At 69.7% G+C, this 13,323-nt stretch carries 16 protein-coding genes; 12 read left to right on the forward strand and 4 right to left on the reverse strand.

The window, feature by feature from the left end:
* Position 1: 1 nt before the first annotated feature.
* Entirely contained in the window at positions 2–739 is a 738-nt protein-coding gene (locus SSP24_RS09380) for a nucleotidyltransferase domain-containing protein (RefSeq protein WP_141308800.1), read from the forward strand.
* Here the strand turns inward: SSP24_RS09380 and SSP24_RS09385 are convergent.
* Genes SSP24_RS09385 through SSP24_RS09395 form a run of 3 tightly spaced genes read right to left on the reverse strand, consistent with a single transcriptional unit; the run spans position 694 to position 3,444 of the window.
* Entirely contained in the window at positions 694–1,719 is a 1,026-nt protein-coding gene (locus tag SSP24_RS09385) for a COX15/CtaA family protein (protein WP_141308802.1), read from the reverse strand. The genes SSP24_RS09380 and SSP24_RS09385 overlap by 46 nt on opposite strands.
* 34 nt (positions 1,720–1,753) lie before the next feature.
* Entirely contained in the window at positions 1,754–2,470 is a 717-nt protein-coding gene (locus tag SSP24_RS09390; RefSeq protein WP_167529552.1) for an ABC transporter permease, read from the reverse strand.
* A 50-nt stretch (positions 2,471–2,520) separates the two neighbouring features.
* A complete protein-coding gene (locus SSP24_RS09395) occupies positions 2,521–3,444 on the reverse strand; it encodes an ABC transporter ATP-binding protein (protein ID WP_141308807.1) in 924 nt (307 codons plus the stop codon).
* A 208-nt stretch (positions 3,445–3,652) separates the two neighbouring features.
* Here SSP24_RS09395 and SSP24_RS09400 point away from each other — a divergent pair, with 208 nt between their 5' ends.
* The 8 genes from SSP24_RS09400 to SSP24_RS09435 all read left to right on the forward strand — a co-directional run bounded on the left by SSP24_RS09400 (position 3,653) and on the right by SSP24_RS09435 (position 10,234).
* Positions 3,653–4,390, forward strand: coding sequence for a helix-turn-helix transcriptional regulator (locus tag SSP24_RS09400; protein WP_141308809.1), 738 nt, complete (start codon positions 3,653–3,655; stop codon positions 4,388–4,390).
* The gene (gene sufB / locus SSP24_RS09405) at positions 4,387–5,808 is read left to right on the forward strand and encodes a Fe-S cluster assembly protein SufB (RefSeq protein ID WP_141308811.1); all 1,422 of its coding nucleotides are present in this window, start codon (positions 4,387–4,389) and stop codon (positions 5,806–5,808) included. Before SSP24_RS09400 ends, sufB begins: the two co-directional genes overlap by 4 nt.
* Before the next feature lie 89 nt (positions 5,809–5,897).
* Positions 5,898–7,082 (forward strand): Fe-S cluster assembly protein SufD, encoded by a 1,185-nt coding sequence (gene sufD, locus SSP24_RS09410; RefSeq protein ID WP_141308813.1) that lies wholly within the window; start codon positions 5,898–5,900, stop codon positions 7,080–7,082.
* A complete protein-coding gene (locus tag SSP24_RS09415; RefSeq protein ID WP_141308815.1) occupies positions 7,079–7,399 on the forward strand; it encodes a bifunctional 3-phenylpropionate/cinnamic acid dioxygenase ferredoxin subunit in 321 nt (106 codons plus the stop codon). Before sufD ends, SSP24_RS09415 begins: the two co-directional genes overlap by 4 nt.
* 7 nt (positions 7,400–7,406) lie before the next feature.
* On the forward strand, positions 7,407–8,171 hold the full coding sequence (gene sufC, locus SSP24_RS09420; RefSeq protein WP_141308818.1) for a Fe-S cluster assembly ATPase SufC: 765 nt from the start codon (positions 7,407–7,409) through the stop codon (positions 8,169–8,171).
* A complete protein-coding gene (locus SSP24_RS09425) occupies positions 8,168–9,424 on the forward strand; it encodes a cysteine desulfurase (protein WP_141308820.1) in 1,257 nt (418 codons plus the stop codon). The genes sufC and SSP24_RS09425 overlap by 4 nt, the downstream gene beginning before the upstream one ends.
* Before the next feature lie 16 nt (positions 9,425–9,440).
* Positions 9,441–9,905, forward strand: a complete 465-nt coding sequence (gene sufU, locus SSP24_RS09430; protein WP_141308822.1) for a Fe-S cluster assembly sulfur transfer protein SufU — start codon at positions 9,441–9,443, stop codon at positions 9,903–9,905.
* Positions 9,902–10,234, forward strand: coding sequence for a metal-sulfur cluster assembly factor (locus tag SSP24_RS09435; RefSeq protein WP_073942328.1), 333 nt, complete (start codon positions 9,902–9,904; stop codon positions 10,232–10,234). Before sufU ends, SSP24_RS09435 begins: the two co-directional genes overlap by 4 nt.
* Positions 10,235–10,281: 47 nt before the next feature.
* On the opposite strand, the gene SSP24_RS09440 is transcribed toward SSP24_RS09435, so the two are convergent.
* Positions 10,282–11,151 carry an AbfB domain-containing protein gene (locus SSP24_RS09440; RefSeq protein ID WP_141308824.1) on the reverse strand — a complete coding sequence of 290 codons (870 nt, stop codon included), beginning with the start codon at positions 11,149–11,151 and terminating at the stop codon, positions 10,282–10,284.
* A 212-nt stretch (positions 11,152–11,363) separates the two neighbouring features.
* On the opposite strand from SSP24_RS09440, the gene SSP24_RS09445 reads away from it, so the two are divergent.
* Genes SSP24_RS09445 through dapD form a run of 3 tightly spaced genes read left to right on the forward strand, consistent with a single transcriptional unit; the run spans position 11,364 to position 13,296 of the window.
* Positions 11,364–11,684, forward strand: coding sequence for a DMT family transporter (locus SSP24_RS09445; protein ID WP_141308826.1), 321 nt, complete (start codon positions 11,364–11,366; stop codon positions 11,682–11,684).
* On the forward strand, positions 11,684–12,253 hold the full coding sequence (locus tag SSP24_RS09450) for a TetR/AcrR family transcriptional regulator (protein ID WP_141308828.1): 570 nt from the start codon (positions 11,684–11,686) through the stop codon (positions 12,251–12,253). Before SSP24_RS09445 ends, SSP24_RS09450 begins: the two co-directional genes overlap by 1 nt.
* 53 nt (positions 12,254–12,306) lie before the next feature.
* A complete protein-coding gene (gene dapD / locus SSP24_RS09455) occupies positions 12,307–13,296 on the forward strand; it encodes a 2,3,4,5-tetrahydropyridine-2,6-dicarboxylate N-succinyltransferase (protein WP_141308830.1) in 990 nt (329 codons plus the stop codon).
* Positions 13,297–13,323: the final 27 nt, after the last annotated feature.

A 13,323-nucleotide genomic window follows, 5' to 3' on the forward strand; every position in this document is an offset into this window, starting at 1 on the left:
GATGCCGACCCAGGACTTACTCGACCGCTTCCTCATCGAACTCGGGCCGCTGAAGCCGCTCGCGGTCTGGGCGCACGGTTCGCTCGCCGGTGGCGATTACCAGGAGGGCCGTAGCGACCTCGACCTGATCGCGGTGCTGCCGGGGCCCGTGACGCCGGTCACGGCATGGCGGGTCGCGGCGCTGCACAGCCGGCTGCGTGCCGAGCCCCTCGCGGCCAGGCTGCACTGCAGCTATCTGACGCCCGGCACGTCGGCCGACTCCCGGCGGCCGCACCTCACGTGGGCGCACCGGCGGTTGATGCGCCGCCCGGTCACCCCCGTGACCCGCCGGGAACTGCACGCCTTCGGCCGGGTGCTGTACGGCGTCCCGCCGGCGGACGTGGTCCCACCCGTTGTGGACCAGGAGCTGAACGGCTTCGTCGTACGCGACCAGCGGGACTTCTGGCGGCCCGCCGTACGCCGGGCGCCGCTGTGGACGCGGGACGTCTGGGTCGACGTGGGGCTGACGACCTTCGCGCGGGCCGCCGTGACTCTGCGGGACGGGCGGTTGATCTCCAAGCGGGAGGCGCTGGAGGTGCTGCCCGGCCTCGGGGCGCCCGCGGAGGTGGTCGAGGACATCCGCGGGCGGCGGTACGGCGATCCCGCGCCGCCCGCCCCGGAGTGGACCGCGCGGCGCGGCGAGCTGACGCGGAGCTACCTGGGGCCGGCCATCGACGCGCTGGTGGTGGCGTACTCCTGAGGCGCCGGTGTGTCGGACGGGGTGTCCGTCGGGCGTTCGCGCAGGGACAGGGTTACGCGGAGGACCGCGATCCAGACCAGGCAGGAGCCGAGCATGTGCAGGGCGACCAGGAGTTCGGGGAGGTCTGTGAAGTACTGGACGTAGCCGATGACGCCCTGGGCGAGCAGGACCAGGAACAGGTCGCGGGTGCGGTTCAGCGGGCCGCGCGGGGCGTCGACGGCCTTGAGGACGAACCACAGCGCGAAGGTCAGCGTCACCACGATCCACGCCAGGACCGCGTGCACCTTGCTGACCGTCTCCCAGTCGACCGGCATGCGCGGTACGTCGCTGGAGTCACCCGCGTGCGGGCCCGCCCCGGTGACCACCGTGCCGACCATGATCAGCAGGGCGCTCGCGGCGATCAGGCACCACACCAGCTGCCGCACGGCCTTGCCGACCAGCGGCCGCGCCGCACCGTCGCCCTCCCGGATGCGCTGCCACATCACCGCGGCGACGGTGATCAGCGCCGTGGTGGCGAGGAAGTGGGCCGCGACCGTGTACGGGTTGAGACCGACCAGCACGACGATGCCGCCGAGCACGGCGTTGCTCATCACGACCCAGAACTGCGCCCAGCCCAGCCGGGTCAGGCTGCGCCGCCACGGCTTCTGCGCGCGGGCCGCGATGATGGCCCAGCCGACCGCCGCGCACAGCACATACGTGAGCATGCGGTTGCCGAACTCGATGACGCCGTGCAGACCCATCTCGCGGGTCGCGGTCAGGGAGTCGGCCGTGCACTTGGGCCAGGTCGGGCAGCCGAGGCCCGAGCCGGTCAGCCGGACCGCGCCGCCGGTGACCACGATGACCACCGACATGACGAGTGCCGCGAGAGCCGCTCGCTGAACCGTCCTGGTGGTGGGGGTCCAGCGTGCGGCGATGAAGGCGAGGGGGTTGCGCAGGGCCGCTGCGGCGTCGGCGCGGGTCAACTTTGGCACGGGCACCATCGTAGGGGGCCGCTTGTGCACGCGTTCACGAGGGTCACTCCCAGCGGAAGAAGCGGCCCGCCGCCGCCAGGCCCACCACCGACCACCCGGCCAGGATCCCCAGGTCGCCCCACGGCATCCCGCCCCCGTGCTGGAGCACGTCCCGCAGCCCGTCCGACAGCGCCGAGATGGGCAGCAGACCCAGCACGCTCTGCGCCGCGTCCGGGAACTTGTCCAGCGGGACGATCACCCCGCCGCCGACGAGCAGTAGCAGGAAGACGAGGTTCGCGGCGGCCAGCGTCGCCTCCGCCTTGAGCGTGCCCGCCATCAGCAGACCGAGCCCGGAGAAGGCGGCCGTACCGAGGACCAGCAGGAGCAGCACGGTGAACGGATTGCCCTGCGGCGACCAGCCCAGCGCTAGGGCGATCACCGTCACGAGGATCACCTGGAGCACCTCGACGACCAGCACGGACGCGGTCTTCGCGGTCATCAGGCCCCAGCGGGGGAGCGGGGAGGACGCCAGCCGCTTCAGCACGCCGTACCGGCGTTCGAAGCCCGTCGCGATCGCCTGGCCCGTGAACGCCGTCGACATCACGGCGAGAGCGAGGATGCCGGGGGCGAGGAAGTCGACGGCCTTTCCCTCGCCGGTGTCGACGATGTCGACGGTGCTGAAGAGCGCGAGCAGCAGCGTCGGAATGATCACCGTCAGCAGCAGCTGCTCGCCGTTGCGCAGCAGCATCTTCGTCTCCAGCGCCGCCTGCGCCGCGATCATGCGGGGGAGCGGCGCCGCGCCGGGCTTCGGGACATACGTACCAGCGCTGGTCACGAGCGCAGCTCCTTGCCGGTGAGCTCCAGAAAGACGTCCTCCAGAGTGTGCCGTTCCACCGAGATCCGGTCCGGCATCACCCCGTGCTGGGCGCACCACGACGTCACCGTCGCCAGCAGCTGCGGGTCGACCTTGCCGACGACCCGGTACGAGCCCGGCGTCAGCTCGGCGGCCGCGCAGTCCGCGGGGAGCGCCTTGAGCAGGGAGCCGATGTCGAGGCCGGGGCGGCCGGTGAAGCGCAGCGTGTTCTCGGCGCCGCCGCGGCACAACTCCTCGGGAGAGCCCTGGGCGATGACCCGGCCGGCGTCGATGATCGCGACGTCGTCGGCGAGCTGCTCGGCCTCGTCCATGTAGTGGGTCGTGAGGATCACGGAGACGCCGTCCGCGCGCAGGTCCCGGACCAGGTCCCACGTGGCCCGGCGGGCCTGCGGGTCAAGACCTGCGGTCGGCTCGTCCAGGAACACCAGCTCCGGGCGGCCGACGACGGCCATGGCCAGCGCCAGCCGCTGCTGCTGGCCCCCGGAGAGGCGGCGGTACGTCGTGCGGCCGCAGCTGCCGAGGCCGAGGCGTTCGATCAGGGCGTCCACATCCAGCGGGTGCGCGTGCAGCCGGGCCACATGGCGGAGCATCTCGTCGGCGCGGGCGCCGGAGTAGACGCCGCCGGACTGGAGCATCACGCCGATCCGCGGCCGCAGCTCGCGGGACTGCCGCACCGGGTCGAGGCCCAGGACACGCACCGTGCCCGAGTCCGGCCTCCGGTACCCCTCGCAGGTCTCGACCGTGGTCGTCTTGCCGGCCCCGTTGGGACCGAGCACCGCGGTGACGCCCGCACGGGCCCGCAGGTCCAGGCCGTTCACCGCGGTCTTGTCGCCGTACCGCTTCACCAGGGCCTGCACCTGGACCACGGGCTCACTTCGCATGGGTCCAGAGTCTAGGTTCGCGGCCCGCGCCCGCGGGGGCGGGGGGCCGGATCCGGCCGGTGACCAGGAACCCCCTCCGACTAGGCACGATGATCGATCAAAGATCGTTTCCGCAGGTCAGCTTAGGTTTGCCTAAGTGACGCAGGGCACCGTCGGGCGGACAGGACGCCGCTTGCCTGTCTCTGAGGAATTACGCAACAATGGCGTTGTGAAAAACGTCGGCGAGGCTCGGGAGACCCCCACGGGGGCCCCTCAGGAGGAGTTCGCGACCGGTGAGCGCTCGACGCGCAACCGGGTCGCGCGGTCCATCCTGGACCACGGCCCGTCGACCGTCGCCGAACTCGCCGGACGGCTCGGCCTCACCCAGGCGGCCGTACGCCGGCACCTGGACGCGCTGGTCGCCGACGATGTCGTCGAGGCACGCGAGCAGCGGGTCTACGGAGCGCGCACCCGCGGCCGGCCCGCCAAGGTGTTCGCCCTCACCGACTGCGGCCGGGACGCCTTCGACCAGTCGTACGACAAGCTCGCCGCCGACGCGCTGCGCTGGATCGCCGAGCGTGAGGGCGGCAGCGAGGCGGTCGCCGCCTTCGCCCGCGCCCGGATGGCCGCCCAGGCGGCCGCGTATCGGAAGGCGGTAGAGGCGGCCGCACCCGAGGAGCGGACGGAAGCGCTGGCCAAGGCCCTGAGCGTGGACGGGTACGCTGCTACCGCGCGCAGCGCGCCCACCGGCGAGCAGCTGTGCCAGCACCACTGCCCGGTCGCCCACGTCGCCGAGCAGTTTCCGCAGCTGTGCGAGGCCGAGACGGAGATCTTCGCCGAGCTGCTCGGTACGCATGTCCAGCGGCTGGCCACCATCGCGCACGGCGACGGTGTCTGCACGACGTTCATCCCCAAGACTTCCAAGACCCACAACACTGCAAGCACGGCCGGGAGGAACCCCGCATGACTCTCCCCACGGAGACTGCCCACCCCGAACTCGAGGGCCTGGGCAAGTACGAATACGGCTGGGCCGACTCCGACGAGGCCGGCGCCGCAGCGAAGCGCGGCCTGAACGAGGACGTCGTCCGGGACATCTCCTCGAAGAAGTCCGAGCCGGAGTGGATGACCAAGCTCCGCCTCAAGGGCCTGAAGCTCTTCGAGAAGAAGCCCATGCCGAACTGGGGCTCGGACCTGTCGGGCATCGACTTCGACAACATCAAGTACTTCGTGCGCTCCACGGAGAAGCAGGCGGAGTCCTGGGAGGACCTGCCCGAGGACATCAAGAACACGTACGACAAGCTCGGCATCCCCGAGGCGGAGAAGCAGCGCCTCGTGGCCGGTGTCGCCGCGCAGTACGAGTCGGAGGTCGTCTACCACCAGATCCGTGAGGACCTGGAGGAGCAGGGCGTCATCTTCCTCGACACCGACACCGCGCTGAAGGAGCACCCGGAGCTCTTCAAGGAGTACTTCGGGACCGTCATCCCGCCCGGTGACAACAAGTTCGCGTCGCTGAACACCGCCGTGTGGTCGGGCGGCTCCTTCATCTACGTCCCGCCGGGCGTGCACGTGGAGATCCCGCTCCAGGCCTACTTCCGGATCAACACGGAGAACATGGGCCAGTTCGAGCGGACCCTGATCATCGTCGACGAGGGTGCCTACGTGCACTACGTCGAGGGCTGCACCGCGCCGATCTACAAGTCGGACTCGCTGCACTCCGCGGTCGTCGAGATCATCGTCAAGAAGAACGCCCGCTGCCGCTACACGACCATCCAGAACTGGTCGAACAACGTCTACAACCTGGTCACCAAGCGCGCCGTCGCCTACGAGGGCGCGACCATGGAGTGGATCGACGGCAACATCGGCTCCAAGGTGACGATGAAGTACCCGGCCGTCTACCTGATGGGCGAGCACGCCAAGGGCGAAACCCTGTCCATCGCCTTCGCGGGCGAGGGCCAGCACCAGGACGCGGGCGCCAAGATGGTCCACATGGCCCCGAACACCTCGTCCAACATCGTGTCGAAGTCCGTGGCGCGTGGCGGTGGCCGTACGTCCTACCGCGGTCTGATCGAGATCGGCGAGGGCGCCCCGGGTTCGAAGTCCAACGTGCTCTGTGACGCCCTGCTCGTCGACACGATCTCCCGCTCGGACACCTACCCGTACGTGGACGTCCGTGAGGACGACGTGTCCATGGGCCACGAGGCGACCGTCTCCAAGGTCTCCGAGGACCAGCTCTTCTACCTGATGAGCCGTGGTCTGAGCGAGGACGAGGCGATGGCGATGATCGTGCGCGGCTTCGTCGAGCCGATCGCCAAGGAGCTGCCCATGGAGTACGCCCTTGAGCTCAACCGGCTGATCGAGCTGCAGATGGAAGGCGCGGTCGGCTAAGACCCGCCCTCCGGTCCAGCAGCAGGCGACCCGCCTCTCCGGGGCGGGCCGAAGATCGCAAACGTAGGAAAGAGAGCAGACCGACAGCCATGGCTGAGGCTCAGAACATCCCGGTGGGTTCCACCACCGCCGGCTCGATCGCGGTCGCCGCGGAGTCGACCGTCGTCTCGCGCATGAGCGCGCCCCCGTCCTTCGACGTGGCGGACTTCCCGGTCCCGCACGGCCGTGAGGAGGAGTGGCGGTTCACCCCGCTGGAGCGCCTGCGCGGCCTGCACGACGGCACCGCCGTCGCCACCGGCGAGGGCGTCAAGGTCGAGGTGGAGGCCCCCGAGGGCGTCACCGTCGAGACCGTCGGCCGCGACGACGCGCGGCTCGGCCGGGCCGGCACCCCGGTGGACCGCATCGCCGCCCAGGCGTACTCGGCGTTCGAGAAGGCCGGGGTCGTCACCGTCCCCAAGGAGACGGTCCTCACCGAGCCGATCCGCATCGCCGTGCACGGCCAGGGCGGCATCGCCTACGGCCACCAGGTCATCGAGCTGGGAGCCTTCGCCGAGGCCGTCGTCGTCATCGACCACACCGGTGACGCCGTGCTCGCCGCCAACGTCGACTACATCCTGGGCGACGGCGCCAAGCTGACCGTCGTCTCCGTCCAGGACTGGGACGACAAGGCCGTGCACGTGGCCCAGCACAACGCCCTCGTCGGCCGCGACGCCAGCTTCAAGTCGGTCGTCGTCACCTTCGGCGGCGATCTGGTACGGCTGCACCCGCGCGTCACCTACGCGGGCACCGGCGGCGAGGCCGAGCTGTACGGCCTGTACTTCACGGACGCCGGCCAGCACCAGGAGCACCGCCTGCTGGTCACCCACAACACCCCGCACTGCAAGTCCAACGTCGCCTACAAGGGCGCGCTCCAGGGCGACGACGCGCACGCGGTGTGGATCGGCGACGTGCTGATCGAGGCCAAGGCCGAGGGCACGGACACGTACGAGATGAACCGCAACCTGGTCCTCACGGACGGCGCGCGGGTCGACTCGGTGCCGAACCTGGAGATCGAGACCGGCGAGATCGTCGGCGCCGGTCACGCCTCCGCCACCGGCCGTTTCGACGACGAGCAGCTGTTCTACCTGATGGCCCGCGGTATCCCGGAGCACGAGGCCCGCCGACTGGTGGTCCGCGGCTTCTTCGCCGAGCTGGTCCAGCAGATCGGCGTACCGGACATCGAGGAGCGGCTCATCGCCAAGATCGAAGAGGAGCTGGAGGCGTCGGTCGCATGACCACCTTCGTACGCGTATGCGCGCTGAGCGAGCTGGAGGAGGACACCCCTAAGCGGGTGGAACTCGACGGCACGCCGGTGTCCATCGTGCACACCGAGGGCGAGGTGTTCGCGATCTACGACATCTGCTCCCACGCGAACGTCTCGCTCTCCGAGGGCGAGGTGGAGGACTGCCAGATCGAGTGCTGGCTGCACGGCTCCTCCTTCGACCTGCGCACCGGCAAGCCGTCCGGCCTCCCCGCGACGCGCCCCGTCCCCGTATACCCCGTAAAGATCGAAGGGGACGACGTACTCGTCTCCCTCACCCAGGAGTCCTGAGGCACCCATGGCAACGCTTGAAATCCGAGACCTGCACGTCACCGTCGAGGCCGACAACGCCACGAAGGAGATCCTCAAGGGCGTCGACCTCACCGTGAAGCAGGGCGAGACGCACGCCATCATGGGCCCCAACGGCTCGGGCAAGTCGACCCTCGCCTACTCCCTCGCGGGTCACCCGAAGTACACCATCACCGAGGGCACCGTCACCCTCGACGGCGAGGACGTCCTGGAGATGTCCGTCGACGAGCGCGCCCGCGCGGGCCTGTTCCTGGCGATGCAGTACCCGGTCGAGGTCCCCGGCGTCTCGGTCTCCAACTTCCTGCGCACCTCCGCCACCGCGATCCGCGGCGAGGCCCCCAAGCTGCGCACCTGGGTGAAGGAGGTCAAGGAGGCCATGGAGCGCCTCAACATGGACCCGGCCTTCGCCGAGCGCAACGTCAACGAGGGCTTCTCCGGCGGTGAGAAGAAGCGGCACGAGATCCTCCAGCTGGAGCTGCTCAAGCCGAAGATCGCGATCCTCGACGAGACCGACTCCGGCCTCGACGTCGACGCGCTGCGTGTCGTGTCGGAGGGTGTGAACCGCGTCCGTGAGACGGGCGAGGTCGGCACCCTGCTGATCACCCACTACACGCGCATCCTGCGCTACATCAAGCCCGACCACGTCCACGTCTTCTCGGCCGGTCGCATCGTGGAGTCCGGCGGCGCCGAGCTCGCCGACAAGCTGGAGGAAGAGGGCTACGAGGCATACACGAAGGGTGGCGCATCCGCGTGACACAGCTGCCGGGCCTCCTCGACACCGAGGCGATCCGCAAGGACTTCCCCGTCCTGGACCGACTGATCCACGACGGCAAGAAACTTGTGTACCTGGACAACGCGGCGACCTCGCAGAAGCCGCGTCAGGTGCTGGACGCCCTGAGTGAGTACTACGAGCGCTACAACGCCAACGTCCACCGCGGTGTGCATGTGCTCGCCGAGGAGGCCACGGCGCTGTACGAGGGCGCTCGCGACAAGGTCGCGGAGTTCATCAACGCGCCCAGCCGCGACGAGGTGATCTTCACCAAGAATGCCTCGGAGTCGCTGAACCTCGTGGCCAACATGCTCGGCTGGGCCGACGAGCCCTACCGGGTGGACTCCGACACCGAGATCGTCATCACGGAGATGGAGCACCACTCCAACATCGTGCCGTGGCAGCTGCTGGCGCAGCGCACGGGCGCGAAGCTGAAGTGGTTCGGCCTGACCGACGACGGCCGGCTCGACCTGTCCAACATCGACGAGATCATCACGGAGAAGACGAAGATCGTCTCCTTTGTGCTCGTCTCCAACATCCTGGGCACGGTCAACCCCGTCGATGCGATAGTGCGCCGCGCGCAGGAGGTGGGCGCGCTGGTGTGCGTCGACGCCTCGCAGGCCGCGCCGCACATGCCGCTGGACGTGCAGGCTCTGCAGGCCGACTTCGTGGCCTTCACCGGCCACAAGATGTGCGGTCCGACGGGCATCGGCGTGCTGTGGGGCCGCCAGGAGCTGCTGGAGGACCTGCCCCCGTTCCTCGGTGGCGGCGAGATGATCGAGACGGTGTCGATGCACTCGTCGACGTACGCCCCGGCACCGCACAAGTTCGAGGCGGGCACGCCGCCGATCGCGCAGGCGGTCGGCCTGGGCGCGGCGATCGACTACCTCAACGCGATCGGCATGGACAAGATCCTCGCCCATGAGCACGCGCTCACCGAGTACGCGGTGAAGCGGCTGCTTGAGGTCCCGGAGCTGCGCATCATCGGCCCGACCACGGCCGAGGACCGCGGCGCCGCGATCTCCTTCACCCTCGGTGACATCCACCCGCACGACGTGGGCCAGGTCCTCGACGAGCAGGGCATCGCGGTCCGCGTGGGCCACCACTGCGCGCGCCCGGTCTGCCTGCGGTACGGAATTCCTGCGACCACGCGAGCGTCGTTCTATCTGTACTCCACGCCGGCCGAGATCGACGCACTGGTCGACGGCCTGGAGCACGTACGGAACTTCTTCGGCTGATGGGACGAGCGACCGCATGAAGCTGGATTCGATGTACCAGGAAGTCATCCTGGACCACTACAAGAACCCGCATGGGCGTGGTCTGCGGGATGGCGACGCCGAGGTGCACCATGTGAACCCGACCTGCGGCGACGAGATCACACTGCGCGTGAAGTACGACGGCACGACCATCAGCGACGTCTCGTACGAGGGCCAGGGCTGCTCCATCAGCCAGGCGAGCGCCTCCGTGCTGAACGAGCTGCTGGTCGGCAAGGAGCTGGCCGAGGCGCGGAAGATCCAGGAGACCTTCCTGGAGCTGATGCAGTCCAAGGGGAAGATCGAACCGGACGACGCGATGGAGGACATCCTGGAGGACGCGGTGGCGTTCGCGGGTGTCTCCAAGTACCCGGCCCGGGTGAAGTGCGCCCTCCTGAGCTGGATGGCGTGGAAGGACGCGACGGCCCAGGCGCTGGGCGCCGACGCCGAAAGGAAGACTGCATGAGCGAGACCGTGGAGATGAAACCGGCCTCGGAGGAGGAGCTCCGCGAGGCCCTGATGGACGTCGTCGACCCCGAGCTGGGCATCGACGTCGTCAACCTCGGCCTGATCTACGGCATCCACATCGACGACTCCAATGTGGCGACCGTCGACATGACCCTGACGTCCGCGGCCTGCCCGCTCACCGACGTCATCGAGGACCAGGCCAAGTCCGCGACGGACGGCCTGGTCAGCGAACTGCGCATCAACTGGGTCTGGATGCCGCCGTGGGGCCCGGACAAGATCACGGACGATGGGCGGGAGCAGCTGCGGGCGCTCGGGTTCAACGTCTGAGCCCGCTCGCAGGTTGTTTCTCGTACGTTCTTTCAGTGGCCCCCGGTCTACCGCCGGGGGCCACTGCCGTACCCGTACCCGTGGTCGCTCCCCGTCTCCGTCACGTCGGTCACCAGGCGGAACGCCGCGTCGGCGTAGTACTGGCCGTCCTGCTGGAACGGGTCCAGGCGCAGCCGGAAGTCCCGGTGGCGCAGGAAGCGGCCGGGGTAGTTGACGGACTCCAGGGCGATCGCGTCGGAGTGGCCGAGGGAGCGGGGGCAGAACGTGGCGTCCTGCCGGAACAGCCCGGAGCCGTCGTGGCCCTCGGCGCGCAGGACGAACTCGCGGTGGCGGAGGTAGTCGCCGTCGGCCGTGACGAAGGAGTAGCAGGAGGCGTCGGCCAGGCCCTTGACGAGTTTGAGGGTGGCGTCCTGGCGGGCCGAGGACGAGCTGACCGTGTCGAGGGTGACCTGACCGTCGCTCACCCGCCAGTAGCGGTCCGGGTAGTTGACCGATCGCACGAACCGCCAGGTGTCCGAACTCGTGGGCGGCTTCGGGGCGTTGGAGGACGTGGCGCCGGGCGCGGGGGACTCGGGGGGTGCGCTGTGGGTGGGGCTCGGCTTCCCGGACGCGGTCCGCGAGGGCTGGGCGGACGACAGGGAGCTCTTGCCGGGGGGTGTGGTCGTGCCTGTCGCGGAGGGGCTGGCGAAGGAGATCAGGCCGGGTATGGTCGCGCCGTCCGTGGGGGCCGCGCTCTTGGGTGACATGTCGTCAGGGTGCGTTTCCATGACGGCCACTGCGGTCACGCAGGCGACGACCGTGGCCAGGGCGAGGGCGCCCGCCAGCCAGAGGCGCCGGGTTCCGGGGACCCGGGAGGTGTCCGGGGTCCAGTTGTTCTCCCACGGCTGCTGCGGGGGTGGGGCGGTGCTTTCGGGCATGCGCGAATCCTCCAGGGGCGCGCGGGGAAGGGCGCGGCCGCGAGGGGCCGGTCTTTGAGCGGTGAAACACTAGTGGACGGTGTGACGCTTGAGCAGGTTGATTCGGCAAGCGTTTGCACATTGGTTTCCTCATTGGTTTCCACATTGGCTTCCGCCACCAGCCTGCGACCTTTTATGTACGGCTGTACACATCGTTGTGTACCCTCGTACACATGGGATTCCTCCTGCTCGCCGGGGCCATCGCCGCCGAGATCGCCGCGACCACCGCCATGAAGTACAGCCACGGCTTCACCCGGCTCTGGCCCTCGCTGATCACCGCCCTCGGGTACGTGATCGCGTTCGGGCTACTGGCCCAGACCCTGAAAACGATCTCCGTCGGCACGGCGTACGCGATCTGGTCCGGCGTCGGCACCGCGGCGATCGCGGTGATCGGGATGCTGTTCCTCGGCGAGGGGATGACCGTGGCCAAGGCCGCCGGGATCGCGTTGATCGTCGTGGGAGTCGTGGTGCTCAACCTGGGCGGTGCGCACTGATGGTCCGGCGCTACGACCCCGAGCGGCGGCAGCGGATCATCGACGCGGCGATCCGCGTGGTCGGCGCCAAGGGCATCGCCGGGCTGAGCCACCGGTCCGTCGCCGCGGAGGCCGATGTGCCGCTCGGTTCGACGACGTACCACTTCAAGACCCTGGACGACCTGCTGGTCGCGGCGCTGCGGCAGGCGAACGAGGGCTTCGCCGAGCTGGTCGCCGGGCGCGAGTCGCTGACCGATCCGGGGACCGACCTGGCCGCCGAGCTCGCCGCCCTGCTGGGTGAGTGGCTCGCGGGCGACCGTGCGGGCGTGGAGTTGGAGTACGAGCTGTACCTCGCCGCGCTGCGCCGCCCGGCGCTGCGGCCGGTGGCCGCGGAGTGGACGGAGAACGTGAGCGAACGTCTGGCCAGCCGCACCGACCCGGCGACCACTCGGGCGTTGCTCGCGCTGATGGACGGCATCTGTCTGCAGGTGCTGCTGACAGGGGCGGCGTATGAGGAGGGGTGGGCGCGGGAGCTCTTGGGGAGGGTGATCCGGACCGGCGGCGGTGCCACCATCCCGCCCGCCACCTGAGACATCCCCTCGCTGGTTCGCATCCGTGGCCCCGCGCCGGTTAGGTTGCCCTCATGACCGACACGACTGCTCCTCGCACCACCGGCGCCGTGGCCGCCGGCCTCGCCACGATCGCCGCCGACGGCACTGTTCTCGACACCTGGTTCCCCGCGCCCGAGCTGGCCGCCGAGCCCGGACCGGCCGGTACCGAGCGCCTCGACGAGGCGCGCACCGCCGAGCTGCTCGGTGAGCACGGCGTCGCCGCCGTCGGCAAGGACGAGGTGCGCGGCGTGGAGGTCGTGGCGGTCCGGACGGTCATCTCCTCCGTCGAGGACAAGCCGCTCGACACCCACGACGCCTACCTGCGCCTGCACCTGCTCTCGCACCGCCTGGTCAAGCCGAACGAGCCGAACCTCGACGGCATCTTCGGCCTGCTCGCCAACGTCGCCTGGACCTCGCTCGGCCCGGTCGCCGTCGAGGCCCTGGAGACCGTACGGCTCGCCGCCCGCGCCCGCGGCCTGCACCTCAGCGTCTTCGGTGTCGACAAGTTCCCGCGCATGACCGACTACGTGGCCCCGGCCGGCGTCCGGATCGCCGACGCCGACCGCGTCCGCCTCGGTGCCCACCTCGCCGCCGGCACCACCGTCATGCACGAGGGTTTCGTCAACTTCAACGCCGGCACCCTCGGCACCTCCATGGTCGAGGGCCGGATCTCGCAGGGCGTCGTCGTCGGCGACGGCTCCGACATCGGCGGCGGCGCGTCCACCATGGGCATGCTGTCCGGCGGCGGCAAGGAGCGGGTCGCCATCGGTGAGCGCTCCCTCGTCGGCGCCGAGGCCGGTATCGGTATCGCGCTCGGCGACGACTGCGTGGTCGAGGCGGGCCTCTACCTCACCGCCGGCACCCGCGTCACCATGCCCGACGGCCAGATCGTCAAGGCCCGCGAGCTGTCCGGCGCCTCCAACATCCTCTTCCGCCGCAACTCCGTCACCGGCACGGTCGAGGCCCGGCCGAACAACGCCGACTGGGGCGGGCTGAACGACGTACTGCACAGCCACAACTGATCACCGGCGGCCGTACCTGCGTCGGAG

The organism is Streptomyces spinoverrucosus (assembly GCF_006539505.1).
Classification (GTDB): domain Bacteria; phylum Actinomycetota; class Actinomycetes; order Streptomycetales; family Streptomycetaceae; genus Streptomyces; species Streptomyces spinoverrucosus.